Origin of the sequence: Streptomyces sp. NBC_00080, assembly GCF_045041255.1 — a bacterium.
Classification (GTDB): domain Bacteria; phylum Actinomycetota; class Actinomycetes; order Streptomycetales; family Streptomycetaceae; genus Streptomyces; species Streptomyces coriariae.
In genome coordinates this window covers 5,713,379-5,735,375 of the sequence record NZ_CP108235.1, presented here as the reverse complement: position 1 = coordinate 5,735,375, position 21,997 = coordinate 5,713,379, and the positions used below count along the sequence as shown (strand labels likewise).

Below are 21,997 nucleotides of genomic sequence, written 5' to 3'. Positions count from 1 at the left end.
CCCATGAAGTTCACCGACGGTTACTGGCTGCTGCGCGAGGGCGTCACCGCCGCCCACCCGGCCGAGGTCCTCGACGTCGTCGAGTCGGACGGCGCCCTGGAGATCCACGCGCCTACCCGGCCCATCCGCAGCCGCGGCGACCTGATGACGGGACCGGTCATGACGATCACCGCCCACACCCCGATGCCCGACGTCGTCGGCCTCACCCTCACCCACTTCACGGGCGAGCGGCCCCGCGAGCCGGCCTTCGACCTCACCGAGGCGGAGCCCGCCCCCCTGCTGTCCTACGACGACGCGTACGCGACCCTGACCTCCGGCGCGCTCTCCGTGAAGGTCGCCCGTTCCGGCCCCTGGCACGTGGAGTTCCTCGCCCACGGCCGCACCCTCACCTCCAGCGGCCCCAAGGGCATGGGCATCATGCGGGACGCGGCCACCGGCGGCCACTACCTGCGCGAGCAGCTCAACCTGGGAGTGGGGACCTCCGTCTACGGCCTCGGCGAACGCTTCGGCCCGCTGGTCAAGAACGGCCAGGTCGTCGACATCTGGAACGCCGACGGCGGCACGGCGACCGAACAGGCCTACAAGAACGTGCCGTTCTACCTCACGGACGCGGGCTACGGCGTCTTCGTAGACCACCCGGGCAAGGTGTCCTTCGAGGTCGGCTCGGAGGCCGTGTCCCGCGTCCAGTTCAGCGCCGAGACACAGGAGTTGACGTACTACGTCATCCACGGCCCCACCCCGAAGGACATCCTCCGCAAGTACACCGCCCTCACCGGCCGCCCCGCACTCCCGCCCGCCTGGTCGTTCGGCCTGTGGCTGTCGACGTCGTTCACCACCTCCTACGACGAGGAGACGGTGACCTCCTTCATCGAGGGCATGCGCGAGCGCGAGCTCCCGCTCTCCGTCTTCCACTTCGACTGCTTCTGGATGCGGGAGTTCAACTGGTGCGACTTCACCTGGGACCCACGGGTGTTCCCCGATCCGGAGGGCATGCTGGCCCGGCTGAAGGCGAAGGGCCTGCACGTCAGCGTGTGGATCAACCCGTACATCGCCCAGCGGTCGCCGCTCTTCGCCGAGGGCAGGGCGCTCGGCCATCTGCTGAGGCGGCCGGACGGGAGCGTCTGGCAGTGGGACCTGTGGCAGCCCGGCATGGCCCTCGTGGACTTCACCAGCCCCGCCGCCCGCGAGTGGTACGCGGCCAAGCTGGAAGCGCTGCTCGCGCAGGGCGTCGACTGCTTCAAGACCGACTTCGGCGAGCGCGTCCCGGTCGACGTGACCTGGTCCGACGGCTCGGACCCGGAGCGGATGCACAACTACTACACGTACCTCTACAACCGCACCGTCTTCGACGTGCTGCGCAAGCACCGGGGCGAGGGGGAGGCGGTCGTCTTCGCGCGGTCGGCGACGGCCGGCAGCCAGCAGTTCCCGGTGCACTGGGGCGGTGACTGCGAGGCGACGTACGAGTCGATGGCGGAGTCGTTGCGCGGCGGGCTGTCCCTGGGCCTGTCCGGATTCGGCTTCTGGAGCCACGACATCGGCGGCTTCGAGGGCACACCGACACCGGCGCTGTTCAAGCGCTGGCTGGCCTTCGGCCTGCTGTCCTCGCACAGCAGACTGCACGGCAGCTCCTCGTACCGGGTGCCCTGGCTGTTCGACGAGGAGTCGGTGGACGTGGCCCGGCACTTCACCCGGCTGAAGCTGCGGCTCATGCCCTACCTCTACGAGGCCGCCCGCGTCGCCCACGAGGAGGGCACGCCGATGATGCGGGCGATGGTGCTGGAGTTCCCGGCGGATCCCGGCTGCGCGCACCTGGAACGGCAGTACATGCTCGGCCCGGACCTGCTGGTCGCGCCGGTGTTCAGCGACGCGGGGGACGTGACGTACTACGTCCCCGAGGGCACCTGGACCCACTACCTCACCGGGCGGACGGTGACCGGGCCGCGCTGGATGCGCGAACGCCACGGGTTCCTCGGCCTGCCGCTGCTGGTGCGGCCGGGCGCGGTCCTCCCGGTGGGCGCCCACGCCGACCGGCCGGACTACCCGCACGCCGACGGGGTCACTCTGCGCACCTACGGCCTGGAGCGCGGCGCCCAGGTGACGGTACGGGTCGGGGACGTGACCTTCACCGTCGTACGGGAGGGGGACACCCTGCGGGCGTCCGCGAGCGACCCCTCGGCGCCATGGGCGCTGGCGGCCGGGGACCGGGTCGCGCGGGCGGCGGCGGGCACCGGCTTCCTGACCCTGGAGACCGCGGACGACCGGGAGCAGGCCTGATGGTGAAGATCACCGATGTGGCGCGGCACGCCGGGGTCTCCCCCAGCACGGTGTCCTACGCGCTGAGCGGCAAGCGCCCGATCTCCGAGGAGACCCGGCGGCGGGTCGAGGAGGCCGCCCGCACGCTGGGCTACCGCCCGCACGCCGGCGCCCGGGCGCTGGCCAGCAGCCGCTCCAACGTGCTGGCGCTCGTGGTGCCGCTGCGGGCCGGCATCCATGTCCCGGTCGTCATGCAGTTCGCGGTGTCCGTGGTGACGGCGGCCCGGCAGCACGACCACGACGTGCTGCTGCTGACCCAGGAGGAGGGCGAGGAGGGGCTGCGCAGGGTCGCGGACACGGCCCTGGTCGACGCGCTGATCCTGATGGACGTCCAACTCCACGATCCCCGGCTGCCGTTGCTGCGCTCCTTGGACCGGCCGTCCGTGATGATCGGTTTCCCGCTCGAGGCCGACGGGCTGACCTGCATCGACCTCGACTTCAGGGCGGCGGGCGAACGGTGCGTGGAACATCTGGCGCAGCTCGGGCACCGGGTGGTCGGGCTGGTCGGGTCGCCGCCGGAGGTGTACGTGCGCGGGACGGCCTTCGCGCAGCGCGTGGTCCAGGGGTTCACCGCGGCCGCCGACCGGGTGGGGCTCGCCTCCGCCGTCCACCCCTGCGAGGCGACCCCGGCCGCCGCCCGCCGGGTGGCGGAGCGGCTGCTGCGCGAGCAGCCCGCGTTGACGGGGGTGGTGGTCCACAACGAGGCGGTCCTGGAGCCGCTCGTCGACGCGTTCGAGCAGCTGGGACTGCGGGTCCCCGGCGACCTGTCGGTCACGGCGATCTGCCCGGACGAGCTGGCCGCGGGGCTCCGGGTACCGGTCACCTCCATCGCGCTGCCGTCGGCGGAGGTGGGTGAGCGTGCGGTGGAGCTGCTGATGCGCAAGCTCGACGGCGAGACCGTACCCGAGGCGACCCTGCTGCCTCCCGCGCTGACCCCGCGGGCGAGTACGGCGCCGCGGACGGTCAGTCCACGCTGACCGGGTTGCCGAGGCGGGTCCCCAGGAGCGCGCAGGACACACCCTGGACGCCTTCGTAGCCCACGGTCCGACCGGGTGCGAGTTCCCGGGCGAGGCGTTCGGCCAGCGTCTCGCCCTCCTCGTGCAGGCGCAGGAACGCGGCGTCCCAGCGGAAGTCGTCGCGGTCGGCCAGCCAGGTGTTCATGGCCGTGTCGATGCCGGTCGCCCAGGCGGACAGGTCGGCGACCAGGGCGGCGGACAGGCCGAGGGCGGCCCGAGGGTCGTCCGGGGCGAAATCGTCGTAGAGACCCCTGCGGAGGGGGCGCGCACGGTATTCGCCCAGGAGCGTGATGTGCGGCGGGTCTTCCACCGGGCCTCCCTCTTCACGGCCTTGTACGGCCTGCACGACAAGAACCCCGCCGCTCGGGAGCGACGGGGTTCCTGTTCACATGGGATGAGTGGAGATGGCGGGAATCGAACCCGCGTCCAACGGTGCAGAATCAGGGCTTCTCCGTGTGCAGTTCGCTTCGATTTTCTCGGCCCCGGTGATCACGCGAACAAGTCGCCGACGGGCCCAGTCACTGTTTGATTTCCCATCCGACCCCGTGACCGGGCCAGATGGTTTAGTTCCCTAGATTATGCCAGGATCCGGGCCGGGAACACTCCCGGGCTGACACCCTTTAGGGTCCTACATCACTGCTTATTAGGCAGCGAGGGCGTAGGACTGGGAATCGCTCTTGGTATTGGCGATTATTTTTTGCGACATATGGTTTACGAGATCATTGCCGCTTCCTCGACACGCTTCCCCTGCTTCAACAGTCGCTGTCGAAACCGATCATCCCCATGTTGATTTTTCAATCCCTCCGGAGAGGGCTCGTGCCTGCTGTGAGGCACAGGTGCCATCGTACGTGACCAACGCACGACGGTGCCACTGTATTCCCCGCGAGCTCCGTCTCCGAGCCGTCCCGGTGGCTACGGGCGCCGGGTGCGGCGGTCACGCGTGCCGCTGCCTGCGCTTCGCCGCCGCGATCACCCGGTCCGTCTCACGGCGGTCCTGCTGCTCGCGCAGGGTCTGCCGCTTGTCGTACTCCTTCTTGCCGCGCGCCAGCGCGATCTCGGCCTTCGCCCGGCCGTCCTTGAAGTAGACGGCCAGGGCCACGATCGTGTGGCCCGTCTCCTCGGACTTCACCGCCAGCTTGTCGATCTCCTCGCGGTGCAGGAGCAGCTTGCGCTTGCGGCGCGCGGAGTGGTTGGTCCAGCTGCCCTGGAAGTACTCGGGGATGTGCGCGGCGTGCAGCCACGCCTCGTTGCCCTCGATCTGGACGAAGGCGTCGGTCAGCGAGGCGCGCCCCTCGCGCAGCGACTTCACCTCGGTGCCGGTGAGGACGAGACCGGCCTCGTAGACATCGATGATCGCGTAGTCGTGCCGGGCCTTCTTGTTCTGCGCGACGATCTTGCGCTTGCCGTCCTTGACCTTGCCGGACGCGGCCGCCCCGCCCTGCTTCGGCTGGGACTCCTTCGGTACGTACATTCCCTTGCTCATAGTGCAGCCAGTTTCGCACCCGGAGGCCCACTGAGGGAAAGCCGATTACGCGGCGGTCGCTCAGGGCGCGTCCCCGAGGCCGCTCAGCACGGTCTCGGCCCGCTCCAGCGCCCCGTCGTCCGCCTCCAGGTCGGGGGTGATGCCCCGGCCGTCGACACCGTGACCGGAGGGGGTGCGGTAGTGCCCGACGGTCAGCTCGGCGACGGAGCCGTCGGGCAGCCGGCTCGGCATCTGGACCGAGCCCTTGCCGAAGGTGCGGGAGCCCACGACGACCGCGCGGCCACGGTCCTGGAGGGCGCCGGTGAGCAGCTCGGCGGCGCTCATCGTGCCGCCGTCGACGAGTGCGACCAGGGGGCTGGTGGTGTCGCCGCCGCCCTCGGCGTGCAGGGCGCGCTGGTCACCGTCGACGTCGTAGGTGGCGACCAGGCCGCCGTCGAGGAAGGCGGAGGCGGCGGAGACGGCCTCGGTGACCAGGCCGCCGGAGTTGCCGCGCAGATCGAGGACGATCCCGGCCCCTGCCGGGGTCCGGCGGACGGCGCTGCGCACGCTGTCACCGACACCCTTGGTGAACGCGGCGACGGTGATGACGGTGGTGTCGTCGGAAAGCCGGTGGACGGTGACGGAGTCCGTGGAAAGGAGCGCCCGGCGCAGGCTCTCGGTCCACGCGCGCGTGCCGCGCTCCAGGCCCAGACGGACGGAGCTGCCGGCGGTCGCGCCCGTGGCGTCACCGCGGAGTAAGGAGACGACGTCGGTGACCGGGAGGCCTTCGACGGAGCGTCCGTCCACGCTGCGCAGCCGGTCGCCCGCGCGGATCCCGGCGGCGGCCGCGGGCGATCCCGACTGCACCTTGGTCACCTCGATCCGGCCGTCCCCGTCGCCTCGGGCCTCCAGGCCGACGCCGGTGTACCGGCCGTCGAGGGACGCCTCGAACTCCTCGTACTCGCCCTCGGAGTAGACGGCCGCCCAGCGGTCCCCGCTGCGGCTGACGGCGCGCTCGGCGGCCTCCATCGGGGACTTGCCGTCCGCGGCGGCCTCCTCGGCGGCCCGCGTCACGTCCTCGGAGTGGCCGGCGGGGGCCGGGGAGGGGGCGGCGCCCGAGGCGCCCCGCCCGCCCTGCGCGGGGTCGCCCGGCAGGGATCCGGTGGCGGCGCCGGCGACGAGCACGCTCGCGAACACCAATGTCAGGGCGGCCCCGCGGCCGAAACGGCGGGGCTGACAGAACAGGTCACGGCCTGACATGGCGGTGAGTCTAGGGGAACGCGAAGGGCCGTACGGTCGGTTGGCCGTACGGCCCGCGGGGCGTGCGTCACACCTTCAGGTACTTGCGCAGCGCGAAGAACGCGGCCAACGCGGGCATCAGCAGGCTCGTGGCGAGGATGAGCGGCAGCTTCGTCAGCACCGCGTCCCAGCCGATGAAATTGATCAGGTTCAGCTTCTCGGACAGGGCCAGGCCGTTGTCGATGATGAAGTACCGGGCGATCACCAGGAATCCGCAGGCGACCGTGCCGCCGATCAGCCCGGCGACCGCGGCCTCGGCGATGAACGGCGCCTGGATGTAGAAGCCGGAGGCGCCGACGAGCCGCATGATCCCCGTCTCACGCCGCCGGCTGAAGGCCGAGACGCGCACGGTGTTGACGATCAGCATCAGCGCCACGACGAGCATCAGCGCCATGACCGCCCGCGCCGCCCAGTTCATGCCGTTGAGCAGCCCGAAGAGGTTGTCCAGGATGCCCTTCTGGTCCTGCACGGACTGCACGCCGTCGCGCCCGTCGAAGGCGGTCGCGATGACCTGGTACTTCTCCGGGTCCTTCAGCTTGATGCGGTACGACTCCTGCATCTGGTCCGGCGTGAGGGAGCTGGCCAGCGGAGAGTCGCCGAACTGCTCCTTGTAGTGCTTGTACGCGTCGTCCTGCGACTCGTACGTCACCTTCTCGACGACCCCCATCTTGTCGAGGTCGGACTTGATCTGCTTCTTCTGGTCCGCGGTGACCGCGCCCTTGGCGCAGTTCGGGTCGGACTCGGCGTCGCTCTTGTTGCAGAGGAACACCGAGACGTTGACCTTGTCGTACCAGTAGCCCTTCATCGTGCTGACCTGGTCGCTCATCAGGAGCGACCCGCCGAAGAGCGCCAGGGACAGGGCGACGGAGACGACGACGGCGAAGGTCATCGTCAGGTTGCGGCGGAGACCGACACCGATCTCCGACAGTACGAACTGGGCGCGCATGGCGAGTTGTTCAGGCCTTTCCGGGGACGTCCGCGAGAACGGGGGCGATGGCGGGGGCGGTCAGTGCTGGTAGCCGTAGACGCCGCGCGCCTGGTCGCGGACGAGGCGGCCCTGCTCCAGCTCGATGACGCGCTTGCGCATCTGGTCCACGATGTTCTGGTCGTGCGTGGCCATCAGCACGGTCGTGCCCGTCCGGTTGATCCGGTCGAGCAGCTTCATGATGCCGACGGAGGTCTGCGGGTCGAGGTTGCCGGTGGGCTCGTCCGCGATCAGCAGCTTGGGCCGGTTCACGAAGGCGCGAGCGATGGCGACGCGCTGCTGTTCACCGCCGGACAGCTCACCGGGCATCCGGTCCTCCTTGCCACCGAGCCCGACGAGGTCGAGCACCTGCGGCACGGACTTGCGGATCTCGCCCTTCGACTTCCCGATGACCTCCTGCGCGAAGGCGACGTTCTCCGCCACCGTCTTGTTCGGCAGCAGCCGGAAGTCCTGGAAGACCGTCCCCAGCTGGCGGCGCATCTGCGGCACCTTCCAGTTGGAGAGGCGCGCGAGATCCTTGCCCAGGACGTGCACCTGACCGTGGCTGGTCCGCTCCTCGCGGAGGACCAGCCGCAGGAAGGTGGACTTGCCGGAGCCGGAGGATCCCACGAGGAACACGAACTCGCCCTTCTCCACCTCGAGGGAGACATCCCTGAGTGCGGGGCGGGTCTGCTTGGGGTAGACCTTGGAGACGTTGTCGAATCGGATCACGGGTGCACCACGGGTCGCCGGGGGTAGATGAGCGTGACCATACGCGAACCGGGGAGGGCGGCGCAGGCGTCGCGAGGGGTTGAGTGGGGCTTGTGCGTTTTTGTACGGGACTTTGTACGCCCCCCGCTCTCCGGGTGGGCCGCGCGGCCCACGGAGGAACCTGGCACAGTGGAGGGGGAACGTTCCCGTTCCCCGAAGCGTTGTGTACGTGGAACCGGTGCTAGGAGGGCGAGCGCATGACGTACGACCGGCTGGTGTGCGCTAACTGCGCCGCGCCCGTGAGCGAGGGCCGGTGCCCGGTGTGCCGCGCGAACCGCGAGCGGCTGCAGCAACAGGACAACTTCTTCGCGGGGCTGAACCCGATGGCGCTGATCGCGCTGCTCGCGGTGCTGGTGGCAGCGCTGGCGCTGCTGGCCCACCAGACCGCGTAACCCCCGGACACGCACGGAAAGGGGCCCGGAGCTGATCGCTCCGGGCCCCTTCGCGTGTACGTCACGTGCGGACGCGACTACCTGACGTCAGGCAGCGGCTCCGTCACGGCCGGCCGCGAGGCGCGGCAGCACCCGGAAGCCGATGCCGCCGGCGATCATCGTGGCGGCACCGATGATCAGGAAGCTGGTCTGACCGGCACCGGTCTCGGCGAGCTCCTTGCCACCACCCTGCGCGCTGGTGTCGGCGGCGGAGTCCGAGGTGTCGGTCAGCGCGGAGCTGCCCTCCTCCTGGGTGGAGGTGCCGTCGGTGTCGGTGCCGGTACCCGCGGAGGTGCTGCCCTGCGAGGACGAGCCCGACGAGGTGCTGCCCTCGGAGGACGAGCCCGACGAGGTATTGCCCTCGGAGGACGAGCCCGACGAGGTGTTGCCCTCGCTGGAGCTCCCGGAGGACGTGTTACCCGAGGACGTGTTGCCGTTCGAGGTACCGGTCGAGGTCCCCGTCGAAGTACCGGTGGACGTGCCCGTCGAGGTACCGGCAGAGGTACCGGTCGACGTACCCGCCGAAGTGCCGGTGGACGTACCCGCCGAAGTGCCGGTGGACGTACCCGCCGAAGTACCCGTCGACGTGCCGGCGGACGTACCGGTCGAGGTACCCGTGGACGTACCCTCCGAGGTTCCGGTGGACGTACCCTCCGAGGTTCCGGTGGACGTGCCCTCGGACGTACCCGTCGAGGTGCCCTCCGACGTACCCGTGGACGTACCCTCCGAAGTACCGGTGGACGTGCCGCCGGGCTCGCACTCCGGGGTGATGATGATGGTGCAGTCGCCCTCGCCGACGGTGGCGACGACACTCGTGTCGACAAGAGCGTCGTCGTCGGCCGAGGCGACGCCGGCGACCGTCAGCGAGGCGCCCGCGGCGATCACGGCGCCGGCGGCTATCCGCGCGAACCGGATCCGCGTCTTCTTGGTCATATAGCTGCTACCCCCAGTAGCTGAATCGTCGATGAGGCCGCGCCCGGGGCCGTGATCGACGGAGGTAGCCGAGCTGTAGCTGAAGCCCCCGGTTCACATGCGCCCCAGAGATACGCATGCCACACTGCACCTTCCCCACTTTTCAAAGCATCGTCAAGGTCGTTGCGTACGCAATGTCCAAGTCGGGGCGCTTTGCGTGTCGTTGGTGCTGTGAATGTGATGTAAAAAGCAACCGCCCCTGAATCAGGGGCGGTTGCCTTGTCGACAAAGTTACTTCTCTTGCTGCTTGCGCCAGCGAATTCCGGCTTCCAGGAACCCGTCGATCTCACCGTTGAACACGGCCTCGGGGTTACCGACCTCGAACTCGGTGCGCAGGTCCTTGACCATCTGGTACGGGTGCAGGACGTACGAACGCATCTGGTTGCCCCAGGAGTTGCCGCCGTCGCCCTTGAGCGCGTCCATCTTGGCCTGCTCCTCCTGCCGGCGCCGGTCGAGCAGCTTGGCCTGGAGGACGTTCATCGCGGACGCCTTGTTCTGGATCTGCGACCGCTCGTTCTGGCAGGAGACGACGATGCCGGTGGGGAGGTGGGTGAGGCGCACCGCGGAGTCGGTGGTGTTCACGCCCTGGCCGCCGGGGCCGGAGGACCGGTAGACGTCGACCCGCAGTTCGGACTCGTCGATCTCGATGTGGTCGGTGGTCTCCACCACGGGGAGGATCTCGACACCCGCGAAGGAGGTCTGCCGACGCCCCTGGTTGTCGAAGGGGGAGATCCGCACGAGCCGGTGCGTGCCCTGCTCCACGGAGAGGGTGCCGTAGGCGTACGGGATCTGCACGGCGAAGGTGGTCGACTTGATGCCGGCCTCTTCGGCGTACGACGTCTCGTAGATCTCGGTCTTGTAGCCGTGCTGCTCCGCCCACCGCAGGTACATCCGCTGGAGCTTCTCCGCGAAGTCGGCGGCGTCGACGCCACCGGCCTCGGCACGGATGTTCACGAGCGCCTCGCGGGAGTCGTACTCACCGCTGAGCAGCGTACGGACCTCCATCTCGTCCAGCGCCTTCTTGACGGAGGTGAGCTCGGACTCGGCCTCGGCGAGGGTGTCCGGGTCGTCCTCCTCCTGGGCCATCTCGAACAGCACGGAGAGATCGTCGATCCGGCTGCGCAGCGCGTCCGCCTTCCTGACCTCGGCCTGGAGGTGGGACAGCTTGCTGGTGATCTTCTGCGCCTCGTCCGGGTTGTCCCACAGGGACGGCGCGGCCGCCTGCTCCTCGAGCACGGCGATATCTGCCCTCAGCTTGTCGAGGTCCAGAACGGCCTCGATCGACTCCATGGTCGAGGAGAGGGACTTGAGCTCTTCGGATACATCGACGACTGCCACGCCTCCAGCGTAACGGCTCCGGCATCCGGCGAGCTCCGGTGGACGCCGACCATGAGCGTCACGCCCTGTGCGTTCGACACTCGCGCGACCTGACACGCGGCAGCCGACGGCGGACCCCGTTGACGTCAGGACCTCTCGCGCTTGATCCATTGGACCATGATCGCCGACCCGAGCAGTAGCCCTCCGAAAAATGCGGACCACGGGACACTCCGCGGCATATCAATAAGAGGGCTGATCAACCAAAACACACCCGATAGCAGTACCCATCCACCTACGAGCAGCAAGACGTGCATTTGCGGTGACATGGTTTCCGCTTCAGCCTGCCGGGCTTGTTGCCGCGCCCCATGGAACCTACCGATTCTCTCGTAGTAGGCATGCTGCGATCGCGTGAGTCGACAGACAGCCCAGCAGAAGAATCCCACACCGATGCCGGTCAGGGCGGCCTGTAGCAGCACCACGGGATCACCACTGCCAGACAGAGCCAGCGCGACCAACACCGTCATCACCGCTCCGCAGATCACACCGGCCCGCACGGGGTGACGAGCCATTGCCACCTCGAAACGAGTGGGAGGCTGCCCCGATCCGACGAAGCGATCGAACGTCAGCAACACCCTTCTCCAGTCCCGCATGACCAGACCTCCTTTTGGAACCCTTTCTTTGGGTCCCGCACCCGAGTCGACCGGCAGCATCATCCCACCGGCATGTCATGGACAAGCACAGCCGACCGTCCCTTTCGTGGATCCGCGTCCTGCCGCTGCAGCAGGACGCGGATCCACGAAAGGTCGATCATCCGCCGAGGAGGTTCGCAAGTTCCCGGTTCGACGCCCACCGAGCTGAAAGCGGCGCGACGAACCGGTTTGCACCGAAGGAGAAGACCGTCAGCACACCCTGCGTGACGGCTGCCTCAGCGTAGCCCGTATATGTCTTGTTCTCTTCGTCGGACAGGGCGTAGTCGATCGCCCCGGAGACCATCGCAGCCACCACCACGCATCCGGCCACTGCCACGGCACCGGTGAAGAACGTGCACGCCGACCCCAGGAGTACGCCGACCACCGGCCCTGCGACCTTTTTGAGGCTCCCAAGGGTCTTGTCCCAGAAACTTTCTTTCCCGAGTTGCTTCTTATAGGTCTTCTGCACATCCTTCATACAGCCGGTACTACCCTTTGCTCGACTCGCATAGCAACCGAAGAAGCTTGTGGCGGCTTCTTGCAGTTCCTTCATTTTCTCATCGTTCGCCATTCCCTCGATCCACGTCTTGGCTTCCCCATTTCCAAGATAGACACTGCCGCGATAGCCAAGGTCCTTTGTCAGCCACTCGACCACCTTCGGGTCCAGCTTGAGGCGTTCCTTCTCCGTGACGGACTTGCCGTTCCCGGAACCCAGAATGGATCCGTCACCTACTGCCGTTCCCTTGGTGTAGTCAGTCTTGCCCGTTTTTTTGTCATAGCCGACGGCGTCCTGGGTCGCCTTGTCGCAGTACTCCAGCGAGTACTGGCACGAATTGGGCCGCGAGCCGATCTCGGTTCCGGTCGGATCCCAGAACGTGACCGGGTTCTGGGCTCCGTAGCTGTACCCGTTCAGCGTCTGCGGCGCCTCGAGCTGAAGTACCGGGTCGACACTGAGGAACTGGCCGAGGGTCGGGTCGTACTCGCGGGCTCCGATGTGGGTCAGGCCCGTGCCGGTATCGCGGGCCTGACCAAGGAATCCCTTGTCGTCCGGCCAGGAACCGGAGGCGGTCTTAGCCCGGTCTTGACCGAAGGGCGTCGTGTAACGCTTGGTGAAGGTCTGGTTCGTGTCCGGGTTGAGCGCAAGGCTGGAGGTGCCGTGGTGGTCGCCTGTGAGATAGGTGACCTTGTCGGTACCGGATTGATTGGACCGGACGGCGGCCGTGATGCCACTGGCCGAGTAGTAGCGCTGGGCCCAGGTGGTGCCATCGGCCCGCAGGTGGAGTTCGGTGGCGCCGGCGTACAGGACCCGTTCACCGTTCTCGGCCGTACGGATCAGCAGGGTGCCGGAAGCGTCGTAGAGGTAGTCGGTCGACGCATTGTTCTCCGTCAGCTTGGCCAGCCTGCCCTCGTCGGACCAGGCCAGGCTCTGGGCGCTGGTGGCCCCGGGACGACTGGTGGTGTTCCCGGTGGCGTCGTAAGCGTAGGCGCGCTCCGGGGCGGTGCAGTCCGTGCCGGTCGTGGTGCCGGTCAGGGTGTGGGGCTGCGCGGACTTGGTGTAGCAGTAGGTCGTCTTGGTGTCGCGGGTGCTCTGGTGCGCCGTCTCACTGGTCCGCTGGCCGGCGTCGTTGTAGGTGTAGCTCGTCCAGTACGGTGCCGGGCCCGACAGGCTGGTGGCACTGCGGGCGTCGGCGCAGTTCTGGGAAGCGGGGGTCCAGGTTTCGGTGAGGCGTTGGTGGCCGTCGTAGGCGAAGCACTGGGTGTCCGCCGAACCGGAGCCGCCGAGCGTTGTCGGGTCGCTGATCGACGTGACGTTGCCGGTCTGGTCGTAGCTGTAGTTGAGGTCCTGAAGCATGTAGCCGTGGGTCTGGTCCGTGACATGGCTGCGGGCCAGGCGGCCGGTGCCGTCCTCGTAACGGTTGGTGACATAGACACTCTTGTTGTCGCTGCCGCCTGCGCCCAGCGTCAATTGTTGCGGCTGGGAGAGCGCGGAGTAGGAGACGTCGAGCACACCGCCGATGGTGGCCAGGTTGCCCAGGTCGTTGTAGGTGAAGTCGATCGTCTCCGACTCCAAACCGCCCATCGCGGGCTCGCTGCTGTTCTGCAAGGTGCCGTCGAGGTTGTAGTAGGCCTCGGACTTCAGCACGGCCGCCTGGCCCGCCTTCACGAACGGGTCGGAGGCCGGCAGTTCGAGTTGGGTCGTCGTGGCCCGGCCCAGGCTGTCGTAGGCGGTGACGGTCTGGGTGTACGCGGCGCCTGTCTTGCCACCCACGTAGCGGGTTGCCGAGGTGGGCAGGCCCTTCAGTACCGTGTCATAGGTGTACCCGGTGAGCTGGTTGGCATCCGTCCGTGCGCCTGTCCAGGTGCCGGTGACCCGGCTCAACTCGTCGTAACCCACGATGATCGACTTGCCGCGCGCGTCCGTGGTCTTGGTGACTCGGTCCAAGGCGTCGTACTCGGTGCTCGTCGCTCCCTTGTCGGGGTCCTTGGCGCCGGTCTGGCGGCCGGAGAGGTCGTAGTCGTACGACCATGCGGCGCCGTCCGGCCCGGTGATCGTCTTCTGCTTGCCGTCCAGGGTGTAGGTGAACTTCGTGGAGGCGTATGAGGCACCAGGACTCGTCCCGAAGGCCGTGTCGGTGGGGCTCGTGCTCTCGTAGGAGCGGGTTTCCGTCGTCTGTCCGCGCACGTCGGTGATGGTGCGTTGGGCTGATCCGCCCTGAAGGGCGGTCGTCGCCACGGAGTCGCCGGTGTAGCTGGTACTCATGGACCATTTCTCGACACCGAGCACATACAGCGTGCTGGTGGTCGCTCGGCCCGCTCCGTCGAACACCGTGCCCGTCTGCTTCGGGGCCTCACCGTACTCGGCTCGTGTGTAGGTGCCGTTGGGGGTGCTGGTGGTGTCGAAGATGTCGGCGTACGTCTCGTAGGCCAAGCCTCGGGTGTCGTAGCGGGTGTCCGTCAGCAGACGGCCGCCCAGTGGAGTCGGCGACTGGATCTGCAGCGGGCGCAGGAGCGAGTCGTACAGCGTGTAGCTGGTGTTGTACGTCTTGCCGTCCTTCTTGAGGGTCGAGGTCGATACCCAGGACGGCTTCAGGTTGTCCAGGTGGTAGGCGAAGGTCACGTTGGCCGCGTCAGAGCCTCTGATCCGGTTGGGCAGCCAGACAGCGGTGACCCGCCCCAGAGCGTCGTAAACGCTCTCGGTCTTGCTGTTGCTTCGGTCGTAGGTGCGCAAGGTCAGACCACGCCGTGCGTCCACGAAGTTGATCGTCTTGAACTGCGTTGGCGCGGCGTCGGTGACGACGGTCCTGGTCAGCGGGCCCGCGTCGATCGGCGTGTACGCCGTCGTGGTGCTCTTGCCGTCCGCGTTCGTCACACTCAGGGGACGTCCCAGGACGTCGTACGTGGTGGTCGCCGTCGTCTGCCAGCCCGAGGGGAGCCTGTAGCCGTTGAGGTCCGGCGTCGCTGCGTAGCCGTTGGCTCGGCCGGTCCAGGTCTGCTGGCCCTTGGTCGGCTTCTGCACGGCCGACCACGTGGTGGCATTCGCCGTGTCGTAGACGACCGCCGTGTCCGTCAGGACGTCACCTCGGGTGTCTTTGGTCGCCGGTAGCGTCAAGGCGGTGTCCGCCGTCGCACATGTGTCGGCAACCGTGCGGGTACGCGAGACCAGGTTGATCAAGCCGGCCTCGGTGTTGCGGGCGTACCAGGTGCGGGTGCAGGTCTCGTCGTCGCCCTTGCCTACCTGGCCGGAGTCCTCGACAGTGACCGGCAAGCCGTAGCTGTCGAAGGTGGTGGCAGTCTGCCGCTCGCGCCATGTCTGGGATGCCGACAGGTACGTGTAGGCGTGCGTCTTCTGGGTTCGGACGTAGCGGGCTACGTGATCACCGGCATCGGGCGCTGTCTGTCGGGCGGTCTCCTGTGACCAGGGGTCCTTCATGGTTGCCGAAATCGCGGTGGTGCCGTCGTAGGTGACCTGTTCGCGGAGCTGTCCGGCGTACTGATCGCTGTCGGTGAGCGTGGCGGCTCCGAGGGCCGGAGCGCTGAGGGGGGCGACGGAGGCCGTCTTGGTGGTGCCGTCCTTGTTCTTGTCGCCGTGCATGCCCTGCATGTAGAGGGAGACAGTCCTGGAGCGGGTGACGTCCGTCGCACCGGTCCACGCGGTGACCTGGCGGTAGCCACGCCAGTCCGACCATGTGCGCTCGTCGGCCGGTGCGAACGGGTTGTCGCTGTAGTGCCAGGCCGCGCCGCTGTAGGAGTAGGCATGTTCAACCGTCTCGTTGGCCGCCGCCGGGTCGGAAACGGTCACCGCCAGCACGCGGTACTTGTGGAACCAGTCGATCGACGCGTTCTCACCACCGTTGATGCGCCAGAACTGCGGAAAACACGAACGTGTGTTGGTGTCCGGAGCCGCGCCTGCCACCTCGCTGCGTACACACTCCTCGCCCGACAGCGTCACTCTGGTGATCGCCCCCGTCTCTGAGGTGATCGTCGAGATGCGCGCCCGGGTCAGGGGCAGAATGTCGTCCGTGGCATCGACCCGGTTGGGGCGCATCTGGTAGGTGAACGAGGTCGGGTCGAGCCCGATCGCCGTGTCGTCGGCCTTGCCGGTCCGCTTGAGGGACTTCAAGGTCAGCATCTGGTCGGAGCTGTCGCCGATGTCCCCACCGTCCAGGTACTGCTGGACCATGTCCCAGGAGTCCACCGGGTCGTAGACGGCCGTGGTGGCGTTGTAGGAATAGGTGTCGATCCCGGTCAGGCGTTTGCGGGAGAAGAAGGACGGGCCGGTTGCCTTGCACTCGGCGTCTCCGCTCGAGCAGATCGCGTCGAATGGAACATCCGGCCAGTTGTCCGCAGTGTCCTTCGTGAGGCTGGAGCAGTCGGTGGCAGTACAGCGCTCGGCGTGGGTGAAGGTGGCCTTGGCGTCCGCCTTGTCGGTGAACAGCGCCCCGGCGCGCAGACCGTACTCGACGCGAGTCAGATACCCGCCGCGTGTGTAGGCCGCGTTCGCCGTGGTCGCCTTGTTCTTCTTGTAGGAGTTCGACTCCTTCGTGTACCAGTACGTGGACGCGTTGCCGCGTGTGTCCTCGACCAGGTCGAGGTTCCACCGCCACGCCTGGGTGAGCGACCGGTCCGCGAACGTGTCGCCGGCGGAGTAGCCCGGCTCGCCCGAGTCGTCACCGAACACCGGTACTGTCCATACGGAGTTGGTGCGCTGGGTATCCGCACCAGCCAGCTTGTTCATACCGAAGACGTACTTCTTGCCGTCGCCCGTCGTCACGGTCCAGTACTCGCCGTCGTCGTCGCCGTTGTCCCCGCCCGTGGAGCGGGTGACCTTGGAGGCGTCGTCGTTCTCCAGACGCCACTGGCCACCCTCGCCGTCCTTGACCAGACGAGTGGACTTGCCGTTCAACACCAGACGGGCATTGTCGTACTTCCAGCAGAGGTCGAAGACGTCCGCGTGCCCGTCGTCGTCACAGACACCGTACGAGCGCTCGATGTAGGACTCGGTGAGCGTGAAACCCTCACCGACCGCCGAGCCCTGGTTGTTGGTCGCCGCGGTACGGCCGTCCACGCTGCCCGAGTCGTACGACAGCGACAGCGGCGGCACCGGCCCCGCTGCAGCCGGCGGCATCGTGAAGTCGTACGACCACGTGAAGGAACCCGCGCTGTTCCCCGACTGCCAGGAGGACGACTCCGAGAGCGGGGTGGCGGAGTAGTCTCCTGCCCCCTTGGGCGACTGACCGGAGCCCGTACCGGTCGCGGTGACGGCGAGCACGGTGGCAGTCGTTGTGCTGTCGGCGTCCCGCAAGAGCTGCGTGGACCGGCCAACGATGGATTCAGCAAGGCGAACCTTGGCCGACACCGAATGATGCGTGGAGTCGTTCTGCGACGAAAGCGGGAGCTGTTTACGGCACTCCGGCTTCTGCGGTGCCGTCAGGACGCAGGCCGGCAACTGTACGAGCTTCAGCCGCTGGGACCAGTCACCGCCGATGGCCGAGGCGAAACCACCGTAGTCAACGGTCACTTCAGCGCTGCCCGCCGTGGCTGCCTCGGCGGTCAGCAGCACGCCGGTGATTCCGGCTTCTCGGGCGGCCTTTTGATCCAGCACAGTGACACGTGCAGTACCGGAGGCGGCATGGCCTCCGGCTTGCGGTAGGAGGGACACGGGCAGACCGTTCGCCTTCGCCACGACCGTCTTGCCGGCCGTCAGGACAATTGTCGCCTCGCCTTCCCCGGGCCACTTCGCCTGTCGTTCAGCCTGCGCCTGTTCGGCCTGGTCAGCGTTGGCCTTCTGCTCCCGGGCGACCTGTTCCCGGACCTTCTTCGCGCCCGGCCCCTTGACTACCTTCACGTCGCTGACACGGGGCTTCGGCACATCAGGGCGGCCGAGTCCCTCCGATCCCGCGGCTTCGGCCGCCTGCGCCACAGCCACAGGCACGACAAGTGCCAAAGCCAGCGACTGCAACAGAAGCCGGCCGGCACGATACCGACCACTCCTGCGCCATCTTGAGGTGCCCACGCCAAATACCATCGCTTTTCGTCCCCCGCCCAGTCCCGTGAGAGATGTACGTCAAGTCGTTCTCAGGCCGTCACACGACGCCCGTCGATTCCGGGGGGGGGGAGGGCAGTCGAGAGCCGCCCTCCCCCACTGCCCGTCAGTCGCCGACGCTCTCGTCCAGTTGCTCGCTACTCGCCATGGCGCCGGCCCAGACCCGCGCCTCCCAGACCCGGCCGGGCAGGTAGTGCTTCCAGGCACCGGCGACGAAGCCCCTGCCGATCGTGAAATCGCCGCTGCCGAGCTTGACCGTGAAGGCTTGAGCACTGCCGTTCTGGTTGTGCCCGAGGTAGAGGCTGATCGTCCCGTCCAACGGGTCGTAGATGCCGGTCAACCGCACTGGGCTGTCCAATTCGGCGACATCGTCGGAGGCAACGGCCGAGAAGCTGCCGTCATCATTGAGTCGCCCGAATTGCCACCTACCGACCGGGACGGTCCGCTCTTCCATCGCCTCCTCGTCCCATACGGTCTGTTTGCCGGTCAGCTGGTAGAAGAATCCCCACGCGGACCCGTCCGCGGTGCGCTGCCCCAACACCTGTCCGATGTAGCCGACATCCTTGGCAAGGATCTCCGCGGCATCCAATTGCACCAAGGTCGTCACCGTGAACGATGCGTGCTCGTACACCAAGGGGCCTGCTGTGGTCGCCGCGCCGTCGACCCCGTCGAACACGATGGCGCCGTCCTTCAGCGACGCACCGCCTGTCAGTGCCAGACTCTTGCCGTACCCGGAAGTACTGTCGGGAACAGTCGTGCCACTGCCACGTTCCGCGTTCCAGTCCGCCACCAACTCGACGCCGGCGAATTCCCCGCCGGACACCATCAGCTGGGACTCTTCGGCAATCTCCTGTGCCGTCAAGGCACGCTGCCAGACGGCGACTTCATCGACCGAACCTTGGAAGTAGTAACCGGGGCCTGTGCTGAACTGATGCCGACCGAAGTCCAGTGGCCCGGTCGACGGGTAAGAGCCCTCCACGCTCTGGCCCTGGTACTGCCTGCGGCCGTCCACGTAGAGCTGGAGCTTGCCCGTCGCCGGATCGTAGGTAGCGGCCAGGTGCGTCCATACGCCGACCTGCGCCGGATAGGCCGCGAACTGACCGGTGTACAAGTCGGTTGCACCCGGCTGACGGATAGCAAAGCACCAGGTCTTCTTACTGACGTCGTACTCTAGGAGGAACGGGCTACTGACGCTGTCCTTCGTCGATAGCACTGCGGCACTGCGGTCGTCACGTTCCAGCCGCACCCAAGCGGAGAGCGTATAGGCCGAGCGAGTCTCGAGAACCGGGGCACTCGTCTGTGCGTAGGCAGTGGACCCGTTCAGGGACAATCCCCTATCAGTGATCGGCGTCTCCAGGGGAAGCCCCTGAGAGTCACGGGTGATCAGCCCACGGCGGCCTCTGTCGTCCCGCGCTGCCCCACCGCCCAGCGTGGCGTTGTCCGCGCCGTCGGTTGTCGCCGAGTCCAGTGCAGCGCCGCTCGCCTCGCCAAAATTCCACCGCCCGACCGGCCCGTCGCCGGCGCTCACCAGGAAATCGACCGCCATCTCCGCGCCGAAGCGGCCGGTGCCGACGTTGTCCTTGGCTCGCACGTACAACGTGGTCAGGCCCGCCTTTTCCGGCGTGACAGCGACCGATGCCGTCAAGCCCGCCTGGTCGGCCGACCAGGCGTCCGCACTGGACAATCTGTACTGGTAGGCGGCGATGTTCGTCTCACCCGACGCAGGCGCGAACGTGAACGTGCCTTTCACGCCCGGTCCGCCCTGCCCCGCACAGGCGTTGGTCGTGCACTCGGTGTACGGGGAACCGAAGGTCACCGTCGGCGCCTTGGGCGCAGTCGGATCGACCTTGAAGTAACAGGGCGTGCTGTAACCGGAGTTAAGGCGGTTGGTGCCGTCCTCGTAGTAGGAGAGGGTCAGCGCTCTCAGTCGGTACAGGACACCCTCCTGCAGCGTCGGCAGGCTCCTCGACTGCTTGACCAGGTTCCCCACATAGCCAGATGTCGGGCCGTCGATGTCAGTGTGGGCGAGCGTCCATGCTGTGCCGTCGTACTTCTCCGTCCGCCAGCGGATCCGGAGATTCGCCCCGACCGAACCGCCCACAGCGGTTCGTGGCTTGCCCTGTACCAGCGGCGTCGGGTCGGACACCACGTTCGGAGACGCCGAACTGGTCGAGCACACGTAGGAAGAGCCCGTGACCGCGCCGACCTCAGTGGGCGTGGCCGGCAGGCCCACGTACTTCACCGCAATCACGGCGTCGTTCCTGAACCGTTTCCACGCCGAGGCATCGGTCTCGTCATGTGCCCGGACCTCGAGCGTCAGCATGGAGAACTTGCCCGCCGCGAAGTTCTTCACCGTCGGCGTCAGGTTCTCGTTCGTCTCCTCCGCGCTGTCGTTGAACTCGATCGGCGCGTCCGGCAAATCCGGATCGCACAACGAGCCACGACCGGCCGAGACATTGCGGTCCACCATCAGGTCCAGTTCCGCCGGACGCGTCGACCACGTGGTGGAGGAAGAGATGTTGTTCGTACGAACCAGATCCACCCAACGCGGGTCACACTGGAACGCCCACGGCTCCGTCACCCGAAACGTGGCGTCCAGGATGTTCTTACCCTTCAGACTGGCTGGCGAGAACTCGAAGTAGAGTCGCTGTACGTACCCAGGACCGCAGTAGTAGCCGTTCCAGGTACCGCACTTACCGACGCCCTTCCCAAGATCGTCGTCGCCGTTGCCCCAGCCGTACGACTCATAACCGTCGCTGCGCAGCAGCGTGCGCTCCGACTCGCCCCACGTGATGGTCGGGTCGATGAACAGCGGGAACGCCGACGCCTTGGATTCGGTGAGCATCTCCGCGTCCGGAACCACCGACAGCGAGTCCTTGGTGACCGCGACATCCATACGGGCCACGTTGTCGCCCTGTCCAGGCTCCGATCCGGAACCCGAAGGCGCCGTTTCCGAGGGGTCGGCCGACCCCACCTCACCGCTGCCTGGCGGTTCAACCGTCATCAACTGCGTCTGCGTGCCGGAAGGCGAACCCGCCGAGTCCCACATCTGGGCCGGCGGCGCCTTGAACACCGTACGGCCACTGTCGTCCACGGCCGCGAGGTTGCCGGACGCCCCTTCGCGCACGTCCAAGCCCACGGCATTGAGCCCGAACGTGAGCTTTTTCAGCCCCTCGTTCGCCGCTGCTTCGGCCGTTTTGACCACGAACACCGGCTGGAAACTCTCCGGAGTCGTGTTCACCTTCAGGTCCACGCCCGGCAGTACTTCCGCGTACAGAGCACTGGTCCCGTCCAGCTGCGGCGCCGGAAGCGTTCCCGGCCACCGCAGTTCGAGCGACTTCCCCTCGTCCTCGATCCGGGCCAGCGGCGCCTTCGCGCCCCCGCCCGAGAAGGCAATGTCCAGCGCTGCGGCCTTGGGACCCACCAGACCGTCGGAACGCTTCCCCAGCGTTGCATCCGGTGCCTGCCAGCCACCATCCGGCTTCGCCACACGAACCGGAACCACCGACTCCTGCAACGTGAAGGTGAGGCCATCGGGATTCGCATAGACCGTTGTCCGCTCCGAACGCTCCCCCGTCACCTCCACCGGCCGACCCGACTCCTTGGCCTCCGCCGACGCCTGCTGCCCCTCGGACAGCGGGGTGGCCTCCGAGGGAGAAGCAGACGCCTGTGGAGCGGGCGTGACCAGAATCGCCAATAGGGCGGCGAAGGCAGCCGTCGCGGCCCCAGATCTCCCCCATCGGACATGCGCATGACATCTCGCTGACCGCCTGCTGCCCCGTTTGCCCTGCACTGAGATGCGCCCCCCACAGTCACATGATCCTCAAGTTCTCCACATCCAAAGGCTCTCCATCACCTCCCGTCAAGGCGGCATCACCATGCGCAGCGCCCTTTGTCGTACCGAGAATCTCCTGCGCCACTGGTAGATCCGGCAGGCATGACACGGGGAGACGTCTCAAAATCGAACACCAGAACAGGGCGAGCCTCCCGTTCAGGCCCTCTCTGACGGTGGACACACCGATTTCCGAGCTGGCGACTCCGGGTGTCGATGTCGGCTACGGACACGGTCCGGTGCTCGTCGAACACCGCCTTGCGGGATGCCGGGACCGGCTCCCCGCAAGGCGATGTGGCCCGAAACTGCCACCTTCCCCAGCCGGACCGACTCCCGGCCCGCTCACCGGAAGGGCATCCGGCAAGCCGCCGCTCAGACACCGGCGAG

At 67.4% G+C, this 21,997-nt stretch carries 13 protein-coding genes and 1 other RNA gene; 3 read left to right on the top strand and 11 right to left on the bottom strand.

The genetic code is table 11. From position 1 onward, the window contains the following. Nucleotides 1–3 precede the first annotated feature (3 nt). Together yicI and OHU34_RS25625 are read left to right on the top strand one after the other, a co-directional pair. A complete protein-coding gene (yicI, locus tag OHU34_RS25630) occupies nucleotides 4–2,274 on the top strand; it encodes an alpha-xylosidase (protein WP_230195572.1) in 2,271 nt (756 codons plus the stop codon). Next, complete coding sequence (locus OHU34_RS25625; RefSeq protein WP_200839700.1) at nucleotides 2,274–3,290, top strand: LacI family DNA-binding transcriptional regulator; 1,017 nt, start codon at nucleotides 2,274–2,276, stop codon at nucleotides 3,288–3,290. Before yicI ends, OHU34_RS25625 begins: the two co-directional genes overlap by 1 nt. Here OHU34_RS25625 and OHU34_RS25620 read toward each other — a convergent pair. From OHU34_RS25620 to ftsE, 6 genes are all read right to left on the bottom strand, one after another. Continuing rightward, the gene (locus OHU34_RS25620) at nucleotides 3,277–3,639 is read right to left on the bottom strand and encodes a hypothetical protein (protein ID WP_230195570.1); all 363 of its coding nucleotides are present in this window, start codon (nucleotides 3,637–3,639) and stop codon (nucleotides 3,277–3,279) included. The genes OHU34_RS25625 and OHU34_RS25620 overlap by 14 nt on opposite strands. 86 nt (nucleotides 3,640–3,725) lie before the next feature. Then, nucleotides 3,726–4,112, bottom strand: a transfer-messenger RNA (tmRNA) gene (gene ssrA, locus OHU34_RS25615). Between the two features lie 151 nt (nucleotides 4,113–4,263). Then, nucleotides 4,264–4,812, bottom strand: coding sequence for an SsrA-binding protein SmpB (gene smpB, locus OHU34_RS25610; RefSeq protein WP_037736523.1), 549 nt, complete (start codon nucleotides 4,810–4,812; stop codon nucleotides 4,264–4,266). Nucleotides 4,813–4,872: 60 nt separating this feature from the next. Then, nucleotides 4,873–6,051, bottom strand: coding sequence for a S41 family peptidase (locus OHU34_RS25605; RefSeq protein WP_142264588.1), 1,179 nt, complete (start codon nucleotides 6,049–6,051; stop codon nucleotides 4,873–4,875). Nucleotides 6,052–6,118: 67 nt separating this feature from the next. Continuing rightward, entirely contained in the window at nucleotides 6,119–7,036 is a 918-nt protein-coding gene (gene ftsX, locus OHU34_RS25600) for a permease-like cell division protein FtsX (protein WP_020132391.1), read from the bottom strand. A 60-nt stretch (nucleotides 7,037–7,096) separates the two neighbouring features. Then, the gene (gene ftsE / locus OHU34_RS25595; protein ID WP_020132390.1) at nucleotides 7,097–7,786 is read right to left on the bottom strand and encodes a cell division ATP-binding protein FtsE; all 690 of its coding nucleotides are present in this window, start codon (nucleotides 7,784–7,786) and stop codon (nucleotides 7,097–7,099) included. A gap of 236 nt (nucleotides 7,787–8,022) precedes the next feature. Between ftsE and OHU34_RS25590 the strand changes: the two genes are divergently transcribed. Continuing rightward, nucleotides 8,023–8,217 (top strand): hypothetical protein, encoded by a 195-nt coding sequence (locus OHU34_RS25590; protein WP_020132389.1) that lies wholly within the window; start codon nucleotides 8,023–8,025, stop codon nucleotides 8,215–8,217. Between the two features lie 87 nt (nucleotides 8,218–8,304). Here OHU34_RS25590 and OHU34_RS25585 read toward each other — a convergent pair whose 3' ends face one another. From OHU34_RS25585 to OHU34_RS25565, 5 genes are all read right to left on the bottom strand, one after another. Next, nucleotides 8,305–9,189, bottom strand: a complete 885-nt coding sequence (locus OHU34_RS25585; RefSeq protein ID WP_405768477.1) for a hypothetical protein — start codon at nucleotides 9,187–9,189, stop codon at nucleotides 8,305–8,307. A 270-nt stretch (nucleotides 9,190–9,459) separates the two neighbouring features. Beyond that, nucleotides 9,460–10,566 carry a peptide chain release factor 2 gene (gene prfB / locus OHU34_RS25580; RefSeq protein ID WP_054240261.1) on the bottom strand — a complete coding sequence of 369 codons (1,107 nt, stop codon included), beginning with the start codon at nucleotides 10,564–10,566 and terminating at the stop codon, nucleotides 9,460–9,462. Between the two features lie 125 nt (nucleotides 10,567–10,691). Further along, on the bottom strand, nucleotides 10,692–11,195 hold the full coding sequence (locus OHU34_RS25575) for a hypothetical protein (RefSeq protein ID WP_405768475.1): 504 nt from the start codon (nucleotides 11,193–11,195) through the stop codon (nucleotides 10,692–10,694). 157 nt (nucleotides 11,196–11,352) lie between these two features. Next, nucleotides 11,353–17,694 (bottom strand): RHS repeat-associated core domain-containing protein, encoded by a 6,342-nt coding sequence (locus OHU34_RS25570; protein ID WP_405772368.1) that lies wholly within the window; start codon nucleotides 17,692–17,694, stop codon nucleotides 11,353–11,355. Nucleotides 17,695–17,884: 190 nt separating this feature from the next. Next, nucleotides 17,885–21,475: a LamG domain-containing protein gene (locus tag OHU34_RS25565; RefSeq protein ID WP_405768466.1), complete on the bottom strand. Its 3,591-nt coding sequence runs from the start codon at nucleotides 21,473–21,475 to the stop codon at nucleotides 17,885–17,887. Between the last annotated feature and the right edge of the window lie 522 nt (nucleotides 21,476–21,997).

Bases quoted from the DNA above. Each gene is read 5' to 3' on its own strand.
- yicI (WP_230195572.1), top strand. From the start codon at position 4: ATGAAGTTCACCGACGGTTACTGGCTGCTGCGCGAGGGCGTCACCGCC.
- OHU34_RS25625 (WP_200839700.1), top strand. From the start codon at position 2,274: ATGGTGAAGATCACCGATGTGGCGCGGCACGCCGGGGTCTCCCCCAGC.
- smpB (WP_037736523.1), bottom strand. From the start codon at position 4,812: ATGAGCAAGGGAATGTACGTACCGAAGGAGTCCCAGCCGAAGCAGGGC.
- OHU34_RS25605 (WP_142264588.1), bottom strand. From the start codon at position 6,051: ATGTCAGGCCGTGACCTGTTCTGTCAGCCCCGCCGTTTCGGCCGCGGG.
- ftsX (WP_020132391.1), bottom strand. From the start codon at position 7,036: ATGCGCGCCCAGTTCGTACTGTCGGAGATCGGTGTCGGTCTCCGCCGC.
- OHU34_RS25590 (WP_020132389.1), top strand. From the start codon at position 8,023: ATGACGTACGACCGGCTGGTGTGCGCTAACTGCGCCGCGCCCGTGAGC.
- OHU34_RS25585 (WP_405768477.1), bottom strand. From the start codon at position 9,189: ATGACCAAGAAGACGCGGATCCGGTTCGCGCGGATAGCCGCCGGCGCC.
- OHU34_RS25575 (WP_405768475.1), bottom strand. From the start codon at position 11,195: ATGCGGGACTGGAGAAGGGTGTTGCTGACGTTCGATCGCTTCGTCGGA.